The organism is Nitrospira sp. CR1.1, from assembly GCA_014055465.1.
Taxonomy (GTDB): domain Bacteria; phylum Nitrospirota; class Nitrospiria; order Nitrospirales; family Nitrospiraceae; genus Nitrospira_A.
The window spans coordinates 182,169-202,786 of the sequence record WIAF01000006.1 but is presented as its reverse complement, the minus strand read 5'-3'; the positions used below and the strand labels follow the sequence as shown (position 1 = coordinate 202,786).

The window sequence follows — 20,618 nt, the reverse complement described above, 5'->3', positions numbered from 1 at the left end:
GAAATGTCATGGGGCTCATGAGGGGCCATTCACTACGACGGACGAAGGAAGGCAAAGGTCTACTGCAGAACCCTGCGGTTTAAGATTTTGTGGAGCGGGATCGGTAGAGAAGGGAGATGCGATCGGCGAGGGTGACGATACGAACCGGAAGACTTTCCTCCAAGGCAGGCAGGAAGCGATCCAAACGATCGGTATCAAACGACCCGGTGACCAGCAGCTCGTTCAGGGAGTGATCTCGCAGAAACACGAGATGACCGGAGCGATACCGTGCCAATTCGGCCAGGACGACAGGCAATGGGTCATTGTTGAAAACCAGGCGGTGCCGCTGCCATGCCAACGCGCGGGGCATGTCCGTTCGTTCCACCGATCCTAGCCATCGGTTGTGGTGGTACTGAATCCGTTCCCCCGCGTGTATATCCATGGACGCATCGGACTCTAACATGACCTTCACGGTATGTTCCGCCACGGTGACGGTGGTGTGATCACGTTCCGTGCGAACATTGAAAGCGGTTCCCAAGGCGCGAATCACACCGTGATCGGCCGTGACTTCAAAGGGGCGGCTGGAATCGGGCGCCACTGTGAAGAAGGCCTCTCCTCGATGGAGTGTCAACCGACGTGCTCCTTCTGTCATGCTAATGGACAACGCGGTATTCGTGTTGAGGTGTACCGTTGAGCCATCGGAAAGCGGCACGGTGCGCTGCTCTCCCACCGCCGTGCGGTAGTCGCCGACTGGAAGCCCCGCGACTGCGATCCAGGTGACGATTGCGACGACGAGGAGAACAGATGCGGCCAGTGCCATCCGCCGCCATGGCAGGATCGCGTGCGTCGATGTTGCGTGGAGCGGCTCCTGAGGCAGAAATCGATCCCACTCGCGAACATGCTCCGCGCTCACGTCATCCAAAGCGTGCCAGAATTGTTTGGCCTTACGATAGGCGGCGAGATGAGCCGGATCGGCGGAAAGCCACTCGGAAAATCGTTGGCGCTCCTCGGCTGTGACGGGTCCGGTCTCTATCCGGACAAGCCACGCAGAGGCGGTTGAATCGACAGTCTTGGATTCAGGTGTGCCCATCGAGTGGGTCATGGTAACGCCTGGTGGAGGCCTTGTCACGTGGTTGACTCAACCGTCTCTCAAGAGAGGAAAGGCGTCATGTTGAGTGAACCTCCATGAGGTAACGGCGATCGCTAGTACGGCTCATCGAGCCGGCTGCGACAAAAGTCGATGGCCTTGATCATGTGCTTGACGACCGTGCTTTGGGCAATGCCGAGTTTCGTGGCCACCTCCGCGTGAGTGCAGTGGTGAAATTTGATGAGCAGGAAGACCTGGCGGCACTTTGGGGGCAGTTCTTCGATCGCACGGGTCAGGCGCGCGACCTGTTGCTTCGACCAGACGACCGTTTCGAGAGACGGCGCCTGGTCCGAGTGATCGAGCGGGCGCTCAGGGTCGTCCAGTGTCTCCGTGGCCCGGTGTTGCTGCCGACGGTGATGATCGATCAGTAAATTCGTGGCCACCCTGAAAAGAAATGCGCGTGGATTGCCCAGCACTTCACCAGGCCTGTTTTGAAGCACCCGAAGGAACGTGTCCTGCACGAGGTCCTTGGCCGTGTCGATGCAACCCAAGCGGCGCGTCAGGAACTGTTGCAGTTCCGAGGCATGATCACGAACTAGTGTCGATACGTCGTGTTGAGTTAATTCCGACATAGGCTCCTGTGCTGTCGGTCGAGAATCGTCACGCTCACGCGGCGGATAGTAGGGGTGAGAACTGGTGAATGGGAATGCTCATCTTCCCGATCCATTCGGCCCTGATCATTTTTGGAGGTGCGGAGACCGTCGCCTCGCGCGTCTTACTGAACAAGAGCCGGAATCGACGTCAGAGGGGAGACTCGGCTGGATGAACGGTATGACGCAATTGCGCGCCGATCGAAACGATCGGCAGTCGGTACAGGGAATTGACCACATCCGGAGGAGTTTGGGTCGCACGCGGCTGAATTGGAGTCTCCAGCGGGAACGAATCGTCCAAGCGTTTTTGCAAGGGGAGCACATGACAATCCGAGAGTTGTATCGCGTGCTCAATCGCCGCGGCCATCGTGCGCCCTTGAACACGATCTATCGAACGATGCGGATCTTGTGCGAAAAGGGCTTTGCGCAGGCAAGGCGGTTCGGGGAAGAAACACAGTACGATAATGTGTTTGCGAAAGGCGATCACGATCATCTGATCTGCACCGGGTGTGGGCACATCGTGGAGTTTGAAGATCCGACCATCGAACGGCTGCGGAAGCAGGTTGCAGAAGCGAATGGATTTCATCTGACCGCGCAGAATCTCGAACTGTATGGACTCTGTGCCGGCGGTCGCGCGTCCAGCGCACGCCTGATACCCCGGCGTTAACCTTCCCGACGGCGCCTGTGCGCGTCTCGTTTCAGCCACCACATCCGCAGCGCCGTGCCATATAACAGAAGCGGCGTGAAGCCCGTGACGAAGATCAACCATCGACCCGTGAGGCCGAAGGCCTCACCGTTGTGCAAGGGGAAGAGCCAAGACAAGAATGTTTCTCCTCCGGTAAATTGACGCCAATCCGTGATCCGTCGAACGAGGCCGCTGTATTGATCGATCCACACCTCGGTTTCTCCCCCCGCCTGCCGAACTTCCCCAGGTTGCCGAAGGCCCACGGAATAACTGTCCCGCTCATGCTGAGGGAGGCCGATCCACATCGGTTGAGCATCGGGAAAGGTGGTCCGGGCGATCGCGATCGCTTGTTCGACGGGAATCTTTTTCATCCCCGGCTGGAATTCCGACTGCGGCTGTTCGGGCGACAGATCCCGAACGGGCGAAAACCAGCTGACGACGGGGGAGACCACACGGGGAAACTCTAAGTAAAACCCTGTCAGGGCAAGAAGCGTGAGCAAGACGGCTCCGGCCAGACCGGTGAGTTTGTGCAGGTCGTAGTGGTTTCTGATAGGGCTACCGCTAGTCTGAAACGTGAGGGCGCGACGGAGTTTTCCCGGCTTCGGCCACCAGAGATAGAGTCCCGTTCCGATCGACAGGAGGAGAAGCAGGGCCATGATACCGACGATGACCTCTCCCGGCTTTCCCAACAGCAGCTCCTGATGCAACTCATAGATGATGGATACCAGAAACGACCCCCAACGGCGATCGCTCAAGGGGCGAGCCGTCGAGGGATCGATGGCGACGACATGCCAACGGTCTTCGGCGAGAGGGGGCGTCTGGTCCTTGAACCAGGCATGGAATGAGTCGCGGTTGTGGAGCGGAAAGATAAGGGTATCGGGAGAGGACCAATCCGGATGTGCCGACTGGGCTCCGGCCAGGATCTCGCTCAGAGGCTGTTCGTTTCCGGAGGTTCGGATCAACTGAGCGGGATTCAGCCATTCATCGATGGCCTTGTAGAAGACCAGAAAGCTGCCCGTAAGGCTCGTCAGGACGAACAGCGCGCCGCCCAGGAGGCCCACGTACAAGTGGACCTGTAGCCACAACCTTTTTAGACGATGGCCAGATGGTGGAGATGCTGTACCCGCTGGCGACGACGCGAGACGATGTCTCGCGGCCTTCGACGCGGACACGTGTGATTTCAGATGGGTGACGGGCATGCGTCTTGGTTCCTTCTCTCTGTTGACGTTTGACGGAGAAGAAACCGCACCGGGGCCCCCTGAAAAAGCCACGGATTCATGAATGATGCGTGTCCGGGGTGATGTTTTACGACGTTCGTGCGTCCTATACCGTATGGAGCTACTGTTGGCTGCCAGTCTGTCATAGGCCACAGCATGGACAAACCTACCGATACTCAGGGCGCCACGGATGTGCGTTGTGTCTGTGGTCGACTAACAGCCCGGCTCGAGAAGCGTGGTGTGGTGGTTAAGTGCCATCGTTGCGGTGAACTTGTGGTGCTTTCTCTTGCCGATCTTCCCGAAGATCACTCACACCCCTCAAAAAGACCTCCCGCTGACTAGTGCCTCATCTTAAGACAGATCCGGCTGGCTTCTTTTCGAAAACGGTCAGGCTTGGGTACAGTGCTTTCGGCCGCAGTGCCGTCTGGCGAGACAGCCCTCTCAGGAAGGAACTGTCTCGCCAGGTCATCCCTATGAAAATTAGTGGAACTCGAACTTCAGTGACCCGATAGCGGTGAACGGTGCACCGGTATATACGATTTCCCGGAAATTCTGTGCGCCGGTGAAGTAGCGGTGGTCAAGCACATTGGTGAAGTTGATCGCCGCGAGGAGATTAGTTCGTTTGAAGAATTCCTGCTTTCGGTAGTACAACGCTGCATCCATCCGCACGTAACCGGCCATTTCAAACGGTGCTTGGCAATTGGCCGGATCCTGACATTGGAAAATGCCGTTCCGTTTACCTTGCGCATACATGCCGATACCGGCGCCGAATCCCTGCGCGATGCCTTCCTGGAAGAAGTAGGTAGTCCAGAGGCTTCCTTGGTGCAGCGAGCTGTTGGGTACGCGGCTGCCTTCGGCGAAGAGCACATCCTTCGTCACGCGCGTGTCGATGTAGGCATAGTTTGCAATGATGTCCCATCCGGGCAGGATTTGCCCCGCAATGTCGAATTCGACGCCCTTGCTGCGTTGTTCGCCAGTCGCGACGGAAAAGAAGAAGCCGTTGAGCGGATCGGCCGTCAAAACATTCTTCTTCTTGATGTCGAACAGAGCGACCGTGGACCGTAACCTGCCTCCAAAGGCTTGGTACTTGATACCGCCTTCATAGGATTTTCCACGTTCGGGGGTGAAGAGAGTGCCATTGATGCTTCGCGACCCGGCGCTCTGCGGAGCGAACGATTCCGTGTAGTTGGCAAACAGCGTGATCGGCTTCATTGGTTGATAGGCGATGCCGACTGATGGGCTGAAGGCCGTGTCGGTTTGGTTGTTCTGACTACTGGTCGAGGTGAAATCGTCCGGACGATTCGTGATGGTTTGATCAAAGAGATCGAACCGGCCGCCGAAGTGCATGTGCAGGTTGTCCAGCAAGTCGAGCTGGTCACCGACGTACGCACCGAGAATGTTGTTTTGCGTGCTGGAATCGCTGAATTTTGTGAGGGCCGGATTCAGAAACAGCCGATCCCTGGTATTGAAGAGGTTGATGTAGCTGAAGGCTCCAGGCGTGCTCGTGTCACCGCCGAAATCACCCGAGGCTGTGGCGGTCGAGTTTTCCCGGCCAAGTTCAATACCGATGATCGTCTTGTGTTTGATCGAGCCGGTCGTGAAGTTGCCGTGGAGTTCGTTTTGTAAGTAGTGACTCTGGACCGTCGTTGGAAGTTCGTAGCGAGCCAGATTCAAGATGCCATCGCTTTCGGCTCCGACTAGGAAATTGGATTCCAGGCTTGAGTAGCGGCCGCTGGCGACGGCGGTTCGGAAGGCGGTTCGCCACCGAAATAGGTTGCTGATGTCGTGCCACAGAGTGATGGTCGCCTTCCCTTGATGAGTCTCCAGTTTGCGGGACGGATCGCCCAGGTAGCTGGAGACTGGAATCGGGGCGACCCCGTTGCCGAACGCGACGAGGCCTCGATCAATCGGGGCTCTGTCGTACATATATTCGGCCTCAAAACGTAGGTTCGTGCGTGAACTCATCTCCCATCCGAAGGTCGGCGCGAGGAAGATACGTTCTGAATTGACACCGTCTCGATAACTCCCGGCCGATTCATACATGCCGTTGAAGCGATAGGTGAGGGTCTTGCTTTCGTTAAGCGCACCGCCCATGTCGATCTGCGGACGGTAGAGACCGTAGCTTCCGATGATCATCTCAGCGGCATAATAGGAGTTCTTTAACGGGGCTTTGGTGACTTGGTTAATGACGCCACCCGGATCGGAACGGCCATAGAGATACGATGGTGGACCTTTCACGACTTCCACGCTCTCGATGTTGATGATGTCGCGTTGTGCACGGGAGCTAAAGGTACTGTCGTCGCGGAACCCGTTCTTGAAGACGTTGAGTTCAGATGCGAAGCCGCGAATCATGAAGGTGCCGGCTTGACCGCCCTGTGTGCTGGACTGTGAAACGCCGCTGACGTTCCGGAGGGCTTCGCTGAAACGAATCACTTTTTGATCGTCCAGGACTTGCCTGGTGACCACTTCGACCGAGCGCGGTGTGTCGTGGATCGGCGCCGGAATGCGCGTGGCCGTTGAGGAGTCGTCTACTGCGTATCCTCGATCTTCGACGTCCTTCACTACAATTTCAGGCACTTTCACGGGTTTCGCTGATCGGGGGACCTCCGTATTGAGATTTCGGGGTTCCGGTGGGGTCGATTGTGCAAGGGGTGCCGGTGGCGGTGGCAATGCGGCGGCTGGCTCGAGAGTCATGGTGTGGGGTTCGGTTAACCGGTACGTGAGTCCGGTCCCAGCAAGCATGAGCGCCAAAGCCTCTTCCGGTGAGTGATGACCGGTCACGCCGGTGCTGGTCTTCCCCTCTGTCATTTCTGAGGGAACCAGCAGACGATAGTTCGCTTGATCGGCGAAGGCAGTGATGGCCGAGCCCAGCGGCTGTGGCGGAATGTCGAACTCCGTGCGTTCTGACAATTCGTCGCCCGAAGTCGCCTGTGCCAAGGAGAAGATGCCTGGCCGGCCGGCCGTCTTCGCTTCGTGTGCTGCCCCGGCCCGGGCGTCGGCCGCGTGAAACGATACGACCGAGAGAAGTGTGAGTATGATGCCCCGCCATGAGAGCTGCATGATTCCCCCTGTTCTTGTCCCCATGAAGCCGAAAAAATATAGAGAAAGACCGGACGATTTCTGACCGTCGTTCCATAGGTAAAGACGGACGGAGCCGTTGAGACTGCAGTGAAATTCATCGGTCGGGTAAAAAATCCTGCGAGGAAACAGCTCGGGACGGGGAGAGAGTTGTTGGGGCTTTAGTGCAAGAATACAAAATATGGACTGAGAGTGGTGTCGCGGATACCGAGCGTCTGTTCGATGACGCGCAAGGCCGCATCGGGATCGTGGGTCTCGAATACGCCGGTGACCGGTAGCGAACGGAGGGATGGATTCAGGATAAAGATATGGCCGTGGCGATATCGATTCAGATCTGCCACTACCGTTCCGAGTGGTTGGGCGTGGAAGATCATTTTGCCTCGTTGCCATGCGGACACCTCATTGGCATCCACTGACCAGGCCGCGCTCCAGCCTCCATCCGTCGAATAGGAGACCTGTTGTCCTTCTCGAACCATTCTAGGTGACGCAGTAGGGCTGTTTAGAGAGGAAACCTGTACAGCATGTTCCGACACAGTGACCGTCACTGAATCATTCCGCGTCTGTACCACGAACTTCGTGCCTAATGCGGTAGCAGCGGCACCATGGGTCTTGACGGTAAAAGACCGCGTTGAGTCGGGTGCTACGGTGAAAGCTGCTTCTCCCTTGAGCAGGTAGACCTCGCGCCTTTGCGGCGAGAACACCACGTTGAGTGCGGTGTCAGTATTCAGCATGAGTTGGCTGCCGTCTTGGAGCACGATCTGCGCTTGCTGTCCGACCGCAGTCCGATGCTGGGCCGTCCGAAGACGAAATTGAGTGAAGAGGGGTTCCCAGGAGACCCAACCGATCGTCAGAAGGAAGACACAGGCGACCAGGCTCCAGCTTCGGAGCCGTGGCCACTCTTGACGACTATAAGAATCAGCAGGCCGCACGGTTCGGGAAGGTGAACGCCGAGTGGGGCCTATAGAACCGATCTCTTCCCACAAGGTCGAGGCTTCCCGGAACGCGCGTTGATGAGCGGGACTGACGCGTTGCCATGCTTCGCAGGCACGAACCTCTTGGTCGGAAGCATGGCCGGAGTGAAGGCGCACGACCCACGCAAGGGCCTCGTCTTCGAGCGCTGAAGGGGATTGTGGGGGATTCGCGTCGGACATCCATCCATCCGTCGCATGCATACCAGGCGATTTTTCGGTCAAGCCTGGGGCGAACAGCTACTGTATAAGACGGATGGAGGCGAGCTTGCAACAGTCACGAACCAGATGGCAACTCTTCCGCATCTAGGCGCGCACGGCAGTGCTTCAGTGCCTGGATGACATACTTGGCAACCATGCTTTCCGATACCCCGAGTTTTTCCGCGATCTCCCGATGCGTTTTTCCCTCTAAGCGATTCATCAACAAGGCGCTCCGGCACTTGGGTGACAGTTCCCCAATGGCGCGTTCCACCCGGACCAGCCGCTGCTTGGCCTCCAATGCATCTTCTGCCGAGGGCGCCATGCTGGCGGCATTGTCTGGGGGCGGGTCGACACTCAATGTTTCCCGGCGAATGCGGATCTTCCGGAGATTGTCTACGGCCAAATTGGCGGCAACGCGAAAGAGAAATGCACGGGGGTTTTGCACATCAATGGTCGAGCGCATGCGGACCAAATGGACATAGGTCTCTTGCGCACAGTCCGCTGCGAGGTCGCGACAACCGAGTTTATGGGTAAAAAACCTCAGGAGATCGTTATGATGCTGTTCAAACGCAGAGAGGCAGGAGATGCTCTGTTCGTGTTGCATAGTCAAAGTCCTATTCCAGGCGATAACCAATTGGGATGCGGATGACAATGAATGACTGATCGAGTGGATACTGCAACTGCATCGGAGAAATGCGCTCTAGTAAAGCGATCGCATCAAGGTCGAGCGTGTCATGTCCTGAGGAATCCATCACCTCAACATCGCTGATGCGGCCATCCTCATGGATGATCGCCTGAACAACAACCTTGCCTTGCCACCGGTGCCATTTCGCTTGAGCCGGATACCGTTTGATTTGCTGGACTTCCGTGGCGACTGCGCTGGCCAGCCAGCCATAATCGGGCTGCGTGCGACGCGAAACCGGTGTCGGCCTGAACTGCGGTGCTGGAAGGTTCTCCAAGCGAGGCGCCTCCTGCACCGTGGGTTTCATCGCCATGTTTGATTGATCGGACGCTTCCACGGCGGGTGGTGGCATCTCGGCTGGTGTAGAACTCGTCACAGGCCAGATCATCTTGGTCGGCGTGGGGCTTTCAGCACTAGGTTTCTGGGGCGAGGGTTCGGCCACATCCCTGGAATTCTCAACAAACGGAGTTGCCTCGGCAGGGGCATGGAGGTGGCTGCCTGGAGCCAGGCGCCCGATGGTCTCATGAACCGCCTGTTTTATGACGGAGCGAGACAAATCCTGGGCCCGGCGCACAGCCTGCGTGCGAGGGGGCAAGGGCGGATCATCGCTGACAGACTCTTCATGAACTGGTGAGGCCAAGGTGGGGCTAGGGGTGTCCGACATCAACGGTTCCGGCTTCGAGGCGGCCACCAGAGAGATATGCCAGCGAAACGGAGCGATCTGCGGCACTACAGAAAATTCCGCCGCGAGGAGAATTGCGACGCAGAGACCCGACGCATGCACGATCATGGAGAAGATCCACGCGCCCAGTGAGGTTAGTGGAACGCAAGGAGTCATGCCCTATCCGCCTGCCGGAGTTGCTGTCTGCGATATTCCATGGGTGAGCAGCCGACGGCTCGTTTAACGAAGTGACTGAAAGCAAACGCGTCACTGAAGCCAATGGATTCGGCGATCTTGCTGATGGTATGCCCTTTTTCCCGCAGCATGGAGATGGCTCTGTCGAGACGAAGCTGCTTCAGGTGCGTGGAGAACGGACGACCCATACAACGTTGGAAGACATCGGAGGCGTATTTTTCGGAATAGCCCAGAAAACGAGACAGTTCTTTTAATGTGACCCGTTCACGGACGCGACCGGAGAGAAATGTAGGGAGACGCTCCACTACGATGTCGGAGCCATGCGGATGTGAACATGCGTTCTGTTGTGTAGAGGGCCTTGATATCGGAGTGTGCTCCACTGGTCTGGTCTGCTCATATGTCGCGTTGGCTGCGGATTGACAAACGTTAGGAACAGATGAATTGCTTGCTGGATCGGGATATTCGGCTTCGACGTATATGTGGATTGTTTGAACCATGCTCACCTCAAAAAAAGAAAAAGCCCACGATCAAAAGGGACCGTGGGCTCAGGGAATCAAATTCCTCGGGCCTCTACTGCATATGCGTAGAGAAGTATGTTGAATATGGTTCTCAGTATCATTGATCGCGCGATCTTTGTCAAGTGCTCCCTAGGAGCCTGTGTTCACCGGGGGAATTCCGGGTGCCATCGGGTTGCGCTCATGGCGAATTGAAGGAAGAAAGGAAGATCGGAGAGGAAATCAGGAGTGATGACCAGTAACAAGCGTCAGCAACAGGGCGGTGGTGAACATCACTGTGATACCAGTCCATACGCCTCAGACGAACGGGACTTTCTGAGGGCTGCTCCCGGCCAGAGTCACAAGGGTGAAGACCACGTAGAGAAGTGAACCAGCAGCCAAGGCATTCCATGACAAGGAAAAGGAGGACGATAAGGCGAGGCCGCTGAGCAGCGTGCCGAGACAGGTCGGTACTCCGCCTACTACGCCAAAAAGCAGCGCGTCTCGAAGGGATAAGGAGGCGTTGCCAGCTGCGCCGATCTTTCCGAATCCTTCGGTGCCGTTATGGAGGGCAAACCCAAGAATGAGCAACCAGCTGGGTTCCCAGGCTCCGCTCGAAAAACTTGCCCCGATGGCCAGTCCTTCGCCGAGATAGTGCAACCCCATGCCGGCGATCTAAGCCCAACAAGGGTTATAAAGGTGGTGAGGGAATTATGCCCCCGGTACGCGCCTGTTGCAGGCAGACCTCGCTTTGACTCGCAAAAAAATCGCATGGTATAGTCCGGCGCGGATCGTTCAGGACCGTTGATGCTGTTGCCCTGACGATTCCCTGCGCTCTATGGCAATGCCCAAGACGACCACTCACCAGATCACCAATTGGGGAAACAATGGTTGAAGTTCCAGTTAAGCTATACCTCGATAAAGTATTGAAGACGGCCCGTGCAGCGGTGCGACCGACTTCGCTTCTTTCCGGTCCCATACGGGATAAGGCGCTGCGCGGAATGGCCGCATCTATTGCTGAGGCGGAAGAGTCCATCCTGGCTGCGAACGAAAAGGACGTGGACGCGGTCGGGAAGTCAATGACGGGATACGAAAACCGGGAGCGTGTGCGCGACGCCGTGGCCCGAATTCGTATGACGGCCGACGACGTCAAGGCTCTCGCGGATCGATTGCATCACATTGCCGATTTGCCGGATCCGCTAGGAGAGGTGCTGGGGCGCCACGAGGAACCGAACGGGCTTCAGGTCAGCCGGGTGCGCGTCCCGATCGGGGTGATCGGCATCGTCTCGGAGCTATCGCCGCTCGAAACGATCGATGCGCTGGCGCTCTGTTTGAAGTCAGGCAACGTCTGTGTCTTTCGCGGCTCACCGGACTGGACCCATACGCAGCAAGTCATTGCGGCCGGTCTTGCGAAGGCCATGCAGGACGCGGGAATTCCCAAGGGCGCCTGTACGATTATCGATCGTCAGGAAAAAGAGGCGGCCCTGGAGCTGATCAAGTCCGGCAAGGCGTTGGATGCGATCATCCCGCGCGGTGGCGCAGGACTCCGGAAGGTGGTGCAGGAACAGGCCAAGATGCCGATTCTCTGTCACGACGGCGGGATTACGCACATCTACATCGACGATGACGTGGAGATCCCGCTCGCGCAGAATATTGTGGTGAATTCCAAGGTGCAGAATCCGTCGGCGCCTAACTCGGTGGATACGCTGCTGGTCCATCAGGGGATTGCCCGCCCGTTGTTGTCGGCACTCATCCTTCGATTGCTGGATGAATTCAAGATCGATGTTTACGGCTGTCCGAAAACCGTGTCCTTGATGGGGCAGATGCTCATGACGGGCCACAAGGCGGTCAAACCGGCGCAAGAGTCTGATTGGAACAAGCAATTTCAGGGGCCCGGCATGGCTATCAAAATGGTGCCGGACTTCGACGAGGCGCTTGCGCATATTGCGCAGTACGGTCCCAGCCATACCTGCGTTATCGTGACGAAGTCGTATGAGTCCGCCATGCGGTTCAGCAAAGAAGTGGATGCCGGGTCAGTCTTGGTCAATGCCTCGTCCCGATTAAACGCCGGCGATAGCCTGGGCTTCGGCGCGGATATCGGTTTGAGCTCCGCGCGGCATCATGCTCGAGGTCCGATCGGATTGAACCAACTGACCTGTGAAAAATATGTCGTATTCGGCAGCGGGCAACTCCGGCATCCGCATCCGGTACCGCTGGCCTATGAAGATGCCATCATGCTGAAAAGGCCGTAAGGCCTGAAGCGTCTTTCGTGAAGAGGATTCTGTGCCTGGCGACACGAATGAGGAGATCCGAGCGTCGCTTCACGAGCACTTGACCTGGTGGGGGCTCCGGCACATCGAATCCGATGCCGCCTATTTTGCTTGGCAGCGAGAGGTCTTCACCCCCGAAGAACTGTCCACGCTGCACCGGGCTATCGAAGCCAAACGAGCGGCGACTGCCGGATCGTCCGCCGAAATCGCCTTTTACGATTTGACGGCGCAGCCCCGGTCTGTTCCCGCCCTCTACAGTCAACGCTACGAATACTATCTTGAGGTCGGCTCGCGGATCGCCGCTCACCTCAAGGGCGCACGGACCATTCTTGATGCCGGGTGCGGCATCGGCCTGCTCACGACCTTCTACGCGAAACAGTGTCCCGCTGCCACGGTAGTGGGAGTCGATCGTTCACCGGCGTCAATCGCTCTCGCGCGACAGCGGGCACAGGATCTGGGTTTGACCAATCTCCGCTTCGAGTGCCTCGATCTGGATCAGCACCATCTCGCCGGCCGGTTTGACGTGATCGTCGCCACACATGTATTACTCCAAGCCGAGCAAGATCCCGGGATTCCCAGTGCCGACTGGCAGGGGTTTACGCGAGCGACGGATGCGGAGACACAACAGGCCTTTGAACAGCGGACCGGCGTAGGTCCTCGGTTGGATCAGCTCCGCTGCGCGCTGACATCGCAGGGCTGTGTGATGGTGTTTGAAAAAACCAGACAACTCGCGCGGCGGATTCCTTTTCAGCGGGCGTTGGCGGCTCGCGGCCTGCAGTTGCTCGCGCCGTCCGAACCGATCCGATATCGATCCATCGAAGAGGTGACGGATGACGGCCCTCTCTATGTCACCGGATTGGCGCCATCAGCGAGTGCCCTGCCGTGGGATGAATCCCCCGAGCCCGACGGTGTTCCTCCACTCAATCTGGAGCAGTTGCGCTCCGTTCACGTACCCCAGGATCAGCCCCTTTACGAAAATCATGGAGCGTCGGCGCAGCAGGCCTGGCTGGATCTTCCCGCGAAACAGGCGGTGGATCAGGTTACCAGGACAGAGACGGATGGACGGCAGCTCCACGTCGAGTGGGGGCGGGCAGGTGAGTTCATGTATCTCTATTGCGCGAATACGTTCGATCAGCGCCAGCTGGTTGTGGTCGAACCGGGCCGCGCGGCGATGATAGAAACCTACTACCGGGAAATTACCGGCAGGCAGCCGGACGGCGAGCGGGCAGTCTTGCGATGAGCGCGTTGAGCGGTCACTCCAAAGGTTCTGTGCAGGGTGTGCCGGAAGTCGTCGGGCTCATTCCGGCGGCCGGAATGGCCACACGCCTGCAGCCCTTTCCGTGCAGTAAGGAGGTCTATCCGGTCGGCTTTGTGCGAGATGAGAAGAGCGGGCTGCCTCGTCCGAAAGTGGCGGCACAGTACTTACTGGAGAAATTCAGGGCAGCTGGAATCACGAAAGCCTTCCTCGTAATCAAAGACGGCAAATGGGATATTCCCCACTATTTCCGAGAGGGCAACCTGGTCGGCCTCTCGCTGGCCTACGTCGTGATCGCCGGATCCCTCGGGCCGCCCGATACCCTCGATCGTGCCTTCCCGTTTATCGAACAAAACCGCGTGGCCTTTGGGTTTCCGGATATTCTCTTCGGGCCTGACGATGCCTATGTCCGCTTGATTGCGCGGCAGGAACAGACCGGAGCCGACGTGGTGTTGGGTCTGCATGAGATCGAAGACCCGCGCGTGTGGGACATGGTGGACAGCGACGCAGCAGGCCGCGTCCTAGACCTTGTGATGAAACCGGCCTCGACCAAGCTGACCCATGGTTGGTGTTGCGCGGTCTGGACGCCACAGTTCTCGGCTTTCCTCCACTCGTTTCTTCGATCCGAGGAGACCAGTCGTAATCTCGACCGGCTCGCGAGCAAAGCCAACGACCCGGGCGGTGATCTGGCCGTGGGCGTTGTCCTCCACGCTGCCTTGAAGGCCGGCCTCTCGATTCAGAGCGTGACATTCCCCGGCGAACGTTATCTCGACATCGGCACGCCGGAGAACCTGGCCAAGGCGGTGACTCGGTTTCACCTGCCTGAATCGTGAGGGGCATCGATCAGGGGTAGGCCGAGAGAATCTGTTCGGCGGCCTGCAGCCGCTGTTTCGCGTCGTTGCCCGTGAATTGGTTGCGGCAGTTTTCGCAAAAGCTCAGCCGCCCGGCGATCGATCGGATGTCCCGTTTCTCGTTATAAAAAAGTGGGCAATCGGCGGGCCCCACCCGGCGCGGATGCGGCGGGATTCCCGCGACAACCGCCGCCGCCAGGTGAGCTATCATGTGTTCCACCGTGAATTCCCGTTCGTTCAGCTGTTCCAGCAACCCGAAAGTCGAGGTCACGATCAGCGGGTCCCGCCGCCAATAGTACAGATACCTCGTTCGCGCGTCCTTCATCGGAAAGTTGATCATGCAAATGAGCGCATCCACGCCCAATTCTTTGGGTTTGTCCTGTAGTCGGTCATAGAGCGTTTCGGCCACCACAAAGGCCTGATCCTTCTCCTGCTCCCGGCGCCAGATTCCGATCGGGGCTGGAAAAGACACGGTTTCGAAGGCGTATTGATCCTGGGTCCTGGTGAGACGCTCGCAGATTTCCGGCAAGTGGGGAATCATGCGATGCGCGTTCCACATTCCGATTTTGGTTCGATCTTCCATCGCGCGCCGCCGCTGGCGTACGGCCGCGCTTCTCGTCCGCTCGTAGTCGGCCGCCGTCCTTGGCAGGCAGAGACGTTGTGCAGGGTTACGGGCAAAGACCACGGGGACGGCCCAGTCGATCGCTTCTCCGGAGATCGAGTAATTCACCGACACCCGCGCCTCACGGGCGGCATCGCCGATGCTGTGTCCCATCGCCAGGGCCCAGTAGAAGTGGCGGGAGAAGGCGGTGGCGGAGACATCCAGCACTGGGTACTGATTGGCGACCACGGCCGGCACGCCGCCGGCAATGAGGGCCTGGGCCACGCCGCGACTGAAATCCTGTCGGCCGCCACGGCCGGTTTCGCAAGCATTCAGACAGACAAGACGAATGCCCCGGCGGCAGACGATCTGGCGCAGCGTGGATGAATCCAAACGCTGCTCGCCGCCGTCTTGATTCTCGAAGATCACATACCCGCAATCGGTCTGCTGGTTGTATTCCCCATGGCCGATAAAGTGGATCACGTCGATCGGGGCGGCCGTTGATTCCAGGGTGCGATGCAATAGCTCCGGAGTGGCGTCGAGCAGCAACTCGACCTCGGCCAGCCCTGCGTCGAGGAGACGGCGGAATCCGCTCCGAATCACGTCGGCTTCTTCCTCCACCGAGAGGGTGCCGAGTCCCAGCGGTTGGGCGACCACGACGAGGATGCGCATGGTGGGGCGAGCCGGTATGCGTTCAGCCGGAATGGCCGTGAGCACGTTGCGCGTAAAATTGACTTCCTCCAGTGCAAGAAAATTTCTGCGATCGGGGTCGTAAATGAACTCCCACGACTGGTCGGCGATCCACCCGATGTCCGAGGTGAAGATCAGGTTCAGTCGCTGGCTGACCTGTTCCGCCCGGGCCGCATCATAGAGCCGGCGAACTTGTCCGGGAAACAGCGCGGCGAAGAGTGCAGCACCCATCTGTTGCAGCTCGGCTTCATTCGGAAGCTGCGGGTAGGCAGGGTCCCCGTTGATGTAGCCTTGAATATGAGCCTGGCCTGCCTTGATCCGGTCCCACTGGGTCGGTCCGTGATCCGTGGTGTTTCGACGGGGCGTTCCAGTGCTTCTTCGCTCGCCTCCCGTGTGCAGATGTTCCATGACCCGGGCGTTGCGAAACGTGGCAATGAGTTGTGCGACGTCGGCTCCCTGCTGGGGAGCGATGAGCGCAATGTGGAACACGTCGTCCGGCTCCGGCGAGGGCGCAAGCGAAGTGACGGGTGCGGCGACGCGTTGAGGGGGGAGCGCCGGTTGTGTTGCGGTCGGTTCCTGGCGTGGTTTGGCGGCCACAGCGGGCGAAGGTGATTCCATTCGAGCGACACCTCGACGTCTGCCCGACGGCAGGTCATGCTCGATGTCGATGGGCGTGGAGGGCTGTGGCTGTCCGCGTAAGGCTCGGACGAGAAAGTCTACTGTGCCGGGATCCTGAAAGAAGTTCACATGGTTCACGGGCGTTTGCTGCACAAGATTCCCGCCCAAGCCGAAACAGCCGACACGGGCTCCCGGAATTGCGGCCGTTCCGGTTCCCGGATCCACACGCCAGCCGCCTTCGGTCGGGACGACGAGGTCATTCGCCGTCGGAAAAAACAAATCCGCGCCCGTATCGATGATGCGTTGAAGCAACCCGGCATCCGGTTCGAAATTCGCGACGAGGGCGGAATAGGCCTGACCGGGCGGGCTCGGTGCCGCCTGTAATCCCCGGATGATCTCGCCATTGTTATCCATCGAGGCCAGGCCCGGGAGGCTGCCGACCAACCGTCGCGCGATCCAGGACAACGCCTCGCTTACGAATTCCACGCCGGTTGTGAAGGGATTCTCAGGGAAGAGCTCCATCACGTTGGAGAGCCAATTGGTGTATTGCGTCACATGGTCCGGTGAAGCGAGGGGGGTTCCCCCGTTCGGACTGGCGACCAGCACAGCGCGACCGACGGCGAAGCGACTGGCCAGCGTCCCGAACCGCTCGCGGCGTTCAACCAGATGTCGAAGGACCAAGCCGCCGCGTGAATGGGTGATCACGTCGAAGGTGGTGGTGCGATCGGGCAGGGCGTCGAGCAACATGCGCACGTTTTCTTCCGGCGTGCGGCTGAGGGTGAAGTGATCAAACCCATAGATGCGGTTTCCGTAGGCTTCCTGCAGTTCCTCGAAGAACGTCCTGCCGTTGCTGCCGCGCGTCTTGGCCAATTCCTTGAAAGCGGCGGTCGTACTTGAAAACGTCCCGTGGATGAACAGGAGATTGCGTCCGGTGCTACTCAGGGTCTGCAGATCAGCCGCAGGCAGGACGTTGTTGCTGCCGAGTCCTTCGGGGGTGACCGCAAGCCATCCTTCCCGTCGACCCTTCATCTTCCAGGTGCTGGTCTCCCAGAGCAGGGCGAGTTTGGCGAGGGTATAGTCGGCAATCTTGCCGGCCACTTTGAGCACCACGGTTTTGATGGCGGCGCTGATGAAGCCACGGCGTCCTCCCGCTTCCGGCACCGGTGCGGCTGGAACCGGGATCGAAAACCGATAGACCGTGCGTGTCCCCCTGCGCTTTCCGCGACGAGCCGGTTCGCTGGGAATGTGAAACCGGATCGCGCCCGAGGCATACCGCGTCATCACCACGTAACTATCGTCGGTGCCACCTTCGACATCCAAGGTGAGAGGAGTCGGCGCTGCGTCGCCGCGCCTGGCCTTGGGCGTGGCGGTGAGAGTCTGCTCGATCTGCCAGCGTTTTGTCGCAGTGAGATTTGCCAAAAACGGATCCGGCGCCTCGGTTGCTCTTCGTCGTCCGCCGCGAGCCGGTTCCGCCGTGCGAACGTCCCATTCCCCTGATGTCTCCCAGCTGACCGTGCCCGATTTCATTTTCGCCATGATGGGCTCCTGCTGATGTCGTGCCGCCTGCCGGCACCTGATTGTGCGACGATGTCCCGATCAAGGCTCGGTGATTCGTCGTTCTCACGCGTAGCCTGTAAATCGATCCCGATTCACCGAGGAACGACGACTCACGATTGATGAAAGACAAAAGTTGATCGCCGCGCTTATCCCATAACCGGAGCGATCAGGCAAGGGGTTCCTTGAGTGCGCAGGGGACAATACAGGTATTCGGTTGCGGGCAGTCGGAAGATGACGAATCTATTGCTGCCGGTGGTGGGCTGCTTAGCAGGATGCGGAAAACGTCCACCAGCGGCGTTCTCGCCTCGTTCAGCGGCTCAACGTACGACACGAGTACGATTCGCCGCTTCACTCGCTGCGGCCTTGCTGGATGGCCTTGTTGCGCATCCTGGCTACTATCCTGATACCAACACGCCACGTGAGCTGATCGCGGCGTAGCGTGCAAAAAAAAACGAGTTTTTCCGCAGCCTGGTTAGAAGCCGGGAGCTTTCTCCAGATCGGCCGGCTCCTTTTTGAGGGTGTTCTCGCGCTCTGCTTAGACCTGCGCCTGGCGAGGCCCGGTTTGCTTCCGGACGGTTTCAGCCTGCTCGTCATCAGAGATGGCCAGGCGGAAGAACTTTCGGCCTTCCTTGGCAGGCAGGGTATTGGCGTGTCGCGCGGCTCGCGCGCAGATCCGTTCCTCCTATATCCAGCTTTTTGTAGCCATGAGAATTTTGGAACGGCCCGGCCGGTTGTTTGCTGCCCGTGATAGTGATCTGCCCCATCTTGACGCGCGCCTTCTGTCCCTGCTCGACCGCAAAGGCGTCGATCCTGGCCGGAATGCCTTCTTTCGTGAGCGATATGAAGCCGCCCATCTTCGCGCCGTCATTGCCGGTCGTGATGATCGTGCTCGTGTTCATGACGATCCCGTTCAATGTCGTCTGTTCGATATGGAAGCCCGAGAGGTCGGATGTATCGTGCGCCTGTTTATTGCCCGGCGCTTCCATTACACCTGTTGTCTTCCGGCGTGAGCGTCCAGCTGACCTGCTTGTCACGACGGGTGATCATCATGCCGGCGCCTTCTTCTGCCTCGATGGTGTGGTCGGTCGAGGTTGCGACGTTCATCCGGTCGGTTGCGAGTGCGAGTCCCGAGGTGCTCAGTGTCGCAGCGGTCAGCGCAAGAACCAGCGTGAATCCTGTCAACCTGAACGGCTTCTTAATGGGTAATGGGCAGATGACGAATCTGCCGCCTGTTGCATCGGCGAGTATCTTCGGCCTTGCCGGAACATGGGCGGGAAGGGGCTGCTCGGCGTGCAAGCCTGTCGATTCACGCTGCGCAGACGAGCCGGAAGATCAAGGTGTCTCCTGGTGTGCCGGCGTCTCCATAAGGAGCTGGAGACACCTGGGCGGAGGCCGATTACCTTGCTGAAGCCGGGGTTGGAGCAGTTTTGGTTCGGGGAGCCGGCGATTGTCCGGCCCTGGGCCGCGCCTGCTGGGGAGATTTGCTGGACTGCGCCGTGTCTGTCGATACGGGAAACGCCCGTTCAGGGAGGGCCGGTCGGATGCGCAGAGCGCGTGTCGTGGACAGGCGAGCTGCCAGCCGCGAGCCCAGCCGGATCATCGGCGCTTCCACAAGATGATAAAGGGCCACGGGCAGGCCTATGCTGAGTACAATGAGCAGGCTGTAGCGAACGGCTGCCGGTTGGTCTTTGAGTGCCACCAGCGCAGCCCATTGCGCGTGCAGATGGGTCAGATAGATTCCGTACGAGTACCGGGCGATCAGTTCGGCGCCTTTGTTCAGCGCCGGCCGGTTCAATTCGGCAAAGAACGGCGCGGTGAGACCGATCATCAGGCACAATGTCCATCGCGCTACGAGCTCATATCCGTAATAGTTTCCCAAGGCCTGGATTCCGGCGGCGGCAAGAAGGATCAGCGGCCACCCGAAAAACGGAAGCGGGCGCCGGCGAACGCCATACCCCATAAAGTAACAAGCCACGCCGGCGATGAAGCAGGGGGCAAATTGCGCTACTTCTAAGCGGCCAGAAATGTAGGGCTGGACGATGCCGCCGCCGACTGCGAGGCCCCAGAGCGCAAGGATCCCTCTGATCCCATAGGCCTTGCCCGCCAGGTAACAGAACGGAAGGACGGCATACATGGCCACTTCATAGGGGAGACTCCAGAGCACAGAGGTGACGACAGGCTTATAGGCAAACTCGGTATACAAGAGAAGATTCGCTAGAATGGTCGACGCGTCCGGTTGGGACCAGGGCCACCAGGGGGCCCGGGGGAGTTGAAAGAAGACGATGAGGCAGACGCACACGATGCTGAGCGGGTAGATCCGGAACAAGCGGCGCAAATAAAAGGTCGCAAACAGTCTCTGCCCCCTGAGGTCAATCCGCTCCAGCGAGAACATCAAGACCAAACTGGTGTGAACAAAAAAGAGAAGAACTCCGAATTGAGCCAGGAAGTCGGGCAACCGGGGGCCAGTCGTAATAAACAAATGGAAGAAGTACACCAGGAGAACGGCTACGGCGCGCAGGAAATCCAGATTAGGTGACAGAGAGGTGACTGGAGTTGCACTGCGGGTCATCTCGCGAGGTCCTTCTCGCCGCAAAAAATGAGTTGGCCCTGCCTGGCCGGGTGATCCCGCATTCTCCTCAGGACGAGCCTGATGGGCGCGCATCTGCCGAGATGCATGAACGCCGGGAGGCCTTCGATACGTTGAAGTGACTGTCAGGATGCCAATGTCCCGGTGGGGAATTTCGGGAATTGGGCCACACTGAGAGCCCTGGTGTTGCAGGTCACATGGGCCCCAATGGGGTGGAACGTGGTGACCGCACGTGAGTACAACCTATCCTCCATCGTGGTGTCAACCCTTCACGACATTTTTCTGTGAACGC

At 58.7% G+C, this 20,618-nt stretch carries 17 protein-coding genes; 4 read left to right on the top strand and 13 right to left on the bottom strand.

Annotated features, from left to right (window positions below):
- Positions 1 to 79: 79 nt before the first annotated feature.
- Positions 80 to 1,081 (bottom strand): DUF4880 domain-containing protein, encoded by a 1,002-nt coding sequence (locus tag GDA65_12680; protein MBA5863549.1) that lies wholly within the window; start codon positions 1,079 to 1,081, stop codon positions 80 to 82.
- Positions 1,082 to 1,182: 101 nt separating this feature from the next.
- Positions 1,183 to 1,698 (bottom strand): sigma-70 family RNA polymerase sigma factor, encoded by a 516-nt coding sequence (locus GDA65_12675; GenBank protein ID MBA5863548.1) that lies wholly within the window; start codon positions 1,696 to 1,698, stop codon positions 1,183 to 1,185.
- Positions 1,699 to 1,897: 199 nt separating this feature from the next.
- Between GDA65_12675 and GDA65_12670 the strand changes: the two genes are divergently transcribed.
- Positions 1,898 to 2,383, top strand: coding sequence for a transcriptional repressor (locus tag GDA65_12670; GenBank protein ID MBA5863547.1), 486 nt, complete (start codon positions 1,898 to 1,900; stop codon positions 2,381 to 2,383).
- Here the strand turns inward: GDA65_12670 and GDA65_12665 are convergent.
- From GDA65_12665 to GDA65_12635, 7 genes are all read right to left on the bottom strand, one after another.
- Positions 2,380 to 3,600, bottom strand: coding sequence for a PepSY domain-containing protein (locus GDA65_12665; GenBank protein MBA5863546.1), 1,221 nt, complete (start codon positions 3,598 to 3,600; stop codon positions 2,380 to 2,382). The genes GDA65_12670 and GDA65_12665 overlap by 4 nt on opposite strands.
- 498 nt (positions 3,601 to 4,098) lie before the next feature.
- On the bottom strand, positions 4,099 to 6,702 hold the full coding sequence (locus GDA65_12660) for a TonB-dependent siderophore receptor (GenBank protein ID MBA5863545.1): 2,604 nt from the start codon (positions 6,700 to 6,702) through the stop codon (positions 4,099 to 4,101).
- 155 nt (positions 6,703 to 6,857) lie between these two features.
- A complete protein-coding gene (locus tag GDA65_12655) occupies positions 6,858 to 7,868 on the bottom strand; it encodes a DUF4880 domain-containing protein (protein ID MBA5863544.1) in 1,011 nt (336 codons plus the stop codon).
- 73 nt (positions 7,869 to 7,941) lie between these two features.
- Positions 7,942 to 8,469 (bottom strand): sigma-70 family RNA polymerase sigma factor, encoded by a 528-nt coding sequence (locus tag GDA65_12650; GenBank protein ID MBA5863543.1) that lies wholly within the window; start codon positions 8,467 to 8,469, stop codon positions 7,942 to 7,944.
- A gap of 10 nt (positions 8,470 to 8,479) precedes the next feature.
- Positions 8,480 to 9,385 (bottom strand): TonB family protein, encoded by a 906-nt coding sequence (locus tag GDA65_12645; protein MBA5863542.1) that lies wholly within the window; start codon positions 9,383 to 9,385, stop codon positions 8,480 to 8,482.
- Positions 9,382 to 9,900, bottom strand: a complete 519-nt coding sequence (locus GDA65_12640; protein ID MBA5863541.1) for a helix-turn-helix domain-containing protein — start codon at positions 9,898 to 9,900, stop codon at positions 9,382 to 9,384. The genes GDA65_12645 and GDA65_12640 overlap by 4 nt, the downstream gene beginning before the upstream one ends.
- Before the next feature lie 315 nt (positions 9,901 to 10,215).
- Positions 10,216 to 10,563 carry a hypothetical protein gene (locus GDA65_12635; protein MBA5863540.1) on the bottom strand — a complete coding sequence of 116 codons (348 nt, stop codon included), beginning with the start codon at positions 10,561 to 10,563 and terminating at the stop codon, positions 10,216 to 10,218.
- Between the two features lie 221 nt (positions 10,564 to 10,784).
- Between GDA65_12635 and GDA65_12630 the strand changes: the two genes are divergently transcribed.
- The 3 genes from GDA65_12630 to GDA65_12620 are packed head-to-tail and all read left to right on the top strand — an operon-like array spanning position 10,785 to position 14,255.
- On the top strand, positions 10,785 to 12,149 hold the full coding sequence (locus tag GDA65_12630; GenBank protein ID MBA5863539.1) for a glutamate-5-semialdehyde dehydrogenase: 1,365 nt from the start codon (positions 10,785 to 10,787) through the stop codon (positions 12,147 to 12,149).
- 31 nt (positions 12,150 to 12,180) lie between these two features.
- The gene (locus GDA65_12625; protein ID MBA5863538.1) at positions 12,181 to 13,407 is read left to right on the top strand and encodes a methyltransferase domain-containing protein; all 1,227 of its coding nucleotides are present in this window, start codon (positions 12,181 to 12,183) and stop codon (positions 13,405 to 13,407) included.
- On the top strand, positions 13,404 to 14,255 hold the full coding sequence (locus tag GDA65_12620; GenBank protein ID MBA5863537.1) for a dTDP-glucose pyrophosphorylase: 852 nt from the start codon (positions 13,404 to 13,406) through the stop codon (positions 14,253 to 14,255). Before GDA65_12625 ends, GDA65_12620 begins: the two co-directional genes overlap by 4 nt.
- 10 nt (positions 14,256 to 14,265) lie before the next feature.
- Here GDA65_12620 and GDA65_12615 read toward each other — a convergent pair whose 3' ends face one another.
- The 4 genes from GDA65_12615 to GDA65_12600 all read right to left on the bottom strand — a co-directional run bounded on the left by GDA65_12615 (position 14,266) and on the right by GDA65_12600 (position 20,401).
- Positions 14,266 to 17,718 carry a CHAT domain-containing protein gene (locus GDA65_12615; protein MBA5863536.1) on the bottom strand — a complete coding sequence of 1,151 codons (3,453 nt, stop codon included), beginning with the start codon at positions 17,716 to 17,718 and terminating at the stop codon, positions 14,266 to 14,268.
- 614 nt (positions 17,719 to 18,332) lie between these two features.
- Positions 18,333 to 18,725, bottom strand: coding sequence for a hypothetical protein (locus tag GDA65_12610; protein ID MBA5863535.1), 393 nt, complete (start codon positions 18,723 to 18,725; stop codon positions 18,333 to 18,335).
- Positions 18,706 to 19,035 (bottom strand): hypothetical protein, encoded by a 330-nt coding sequence (locus GDA65_12605; GenBank protein ID MBA5863534.1) that lies wholly within the window; start codon positions 19,033 to 19,035, stop codon positions 18,706 to 18,708. Before GDA65_12605 ends, GDA65_12610 begins: the two co-directional genes overlap by 20 nt.
- A gap of 100 nt (positions 19,036 to 19,135) precedes the next feature.
- A complete protein-coding gene (locus GDA65_12600) occupies positions 19,136 to 20,401 on the bottom strand; it encodes an acyltransferase family protein (protein ID MBA5863533.1) in 1,266 nt (421 codons plus the stop codon).
- Positions 20,402 to 20,618 lie beyond the last annotated feature (217 nt).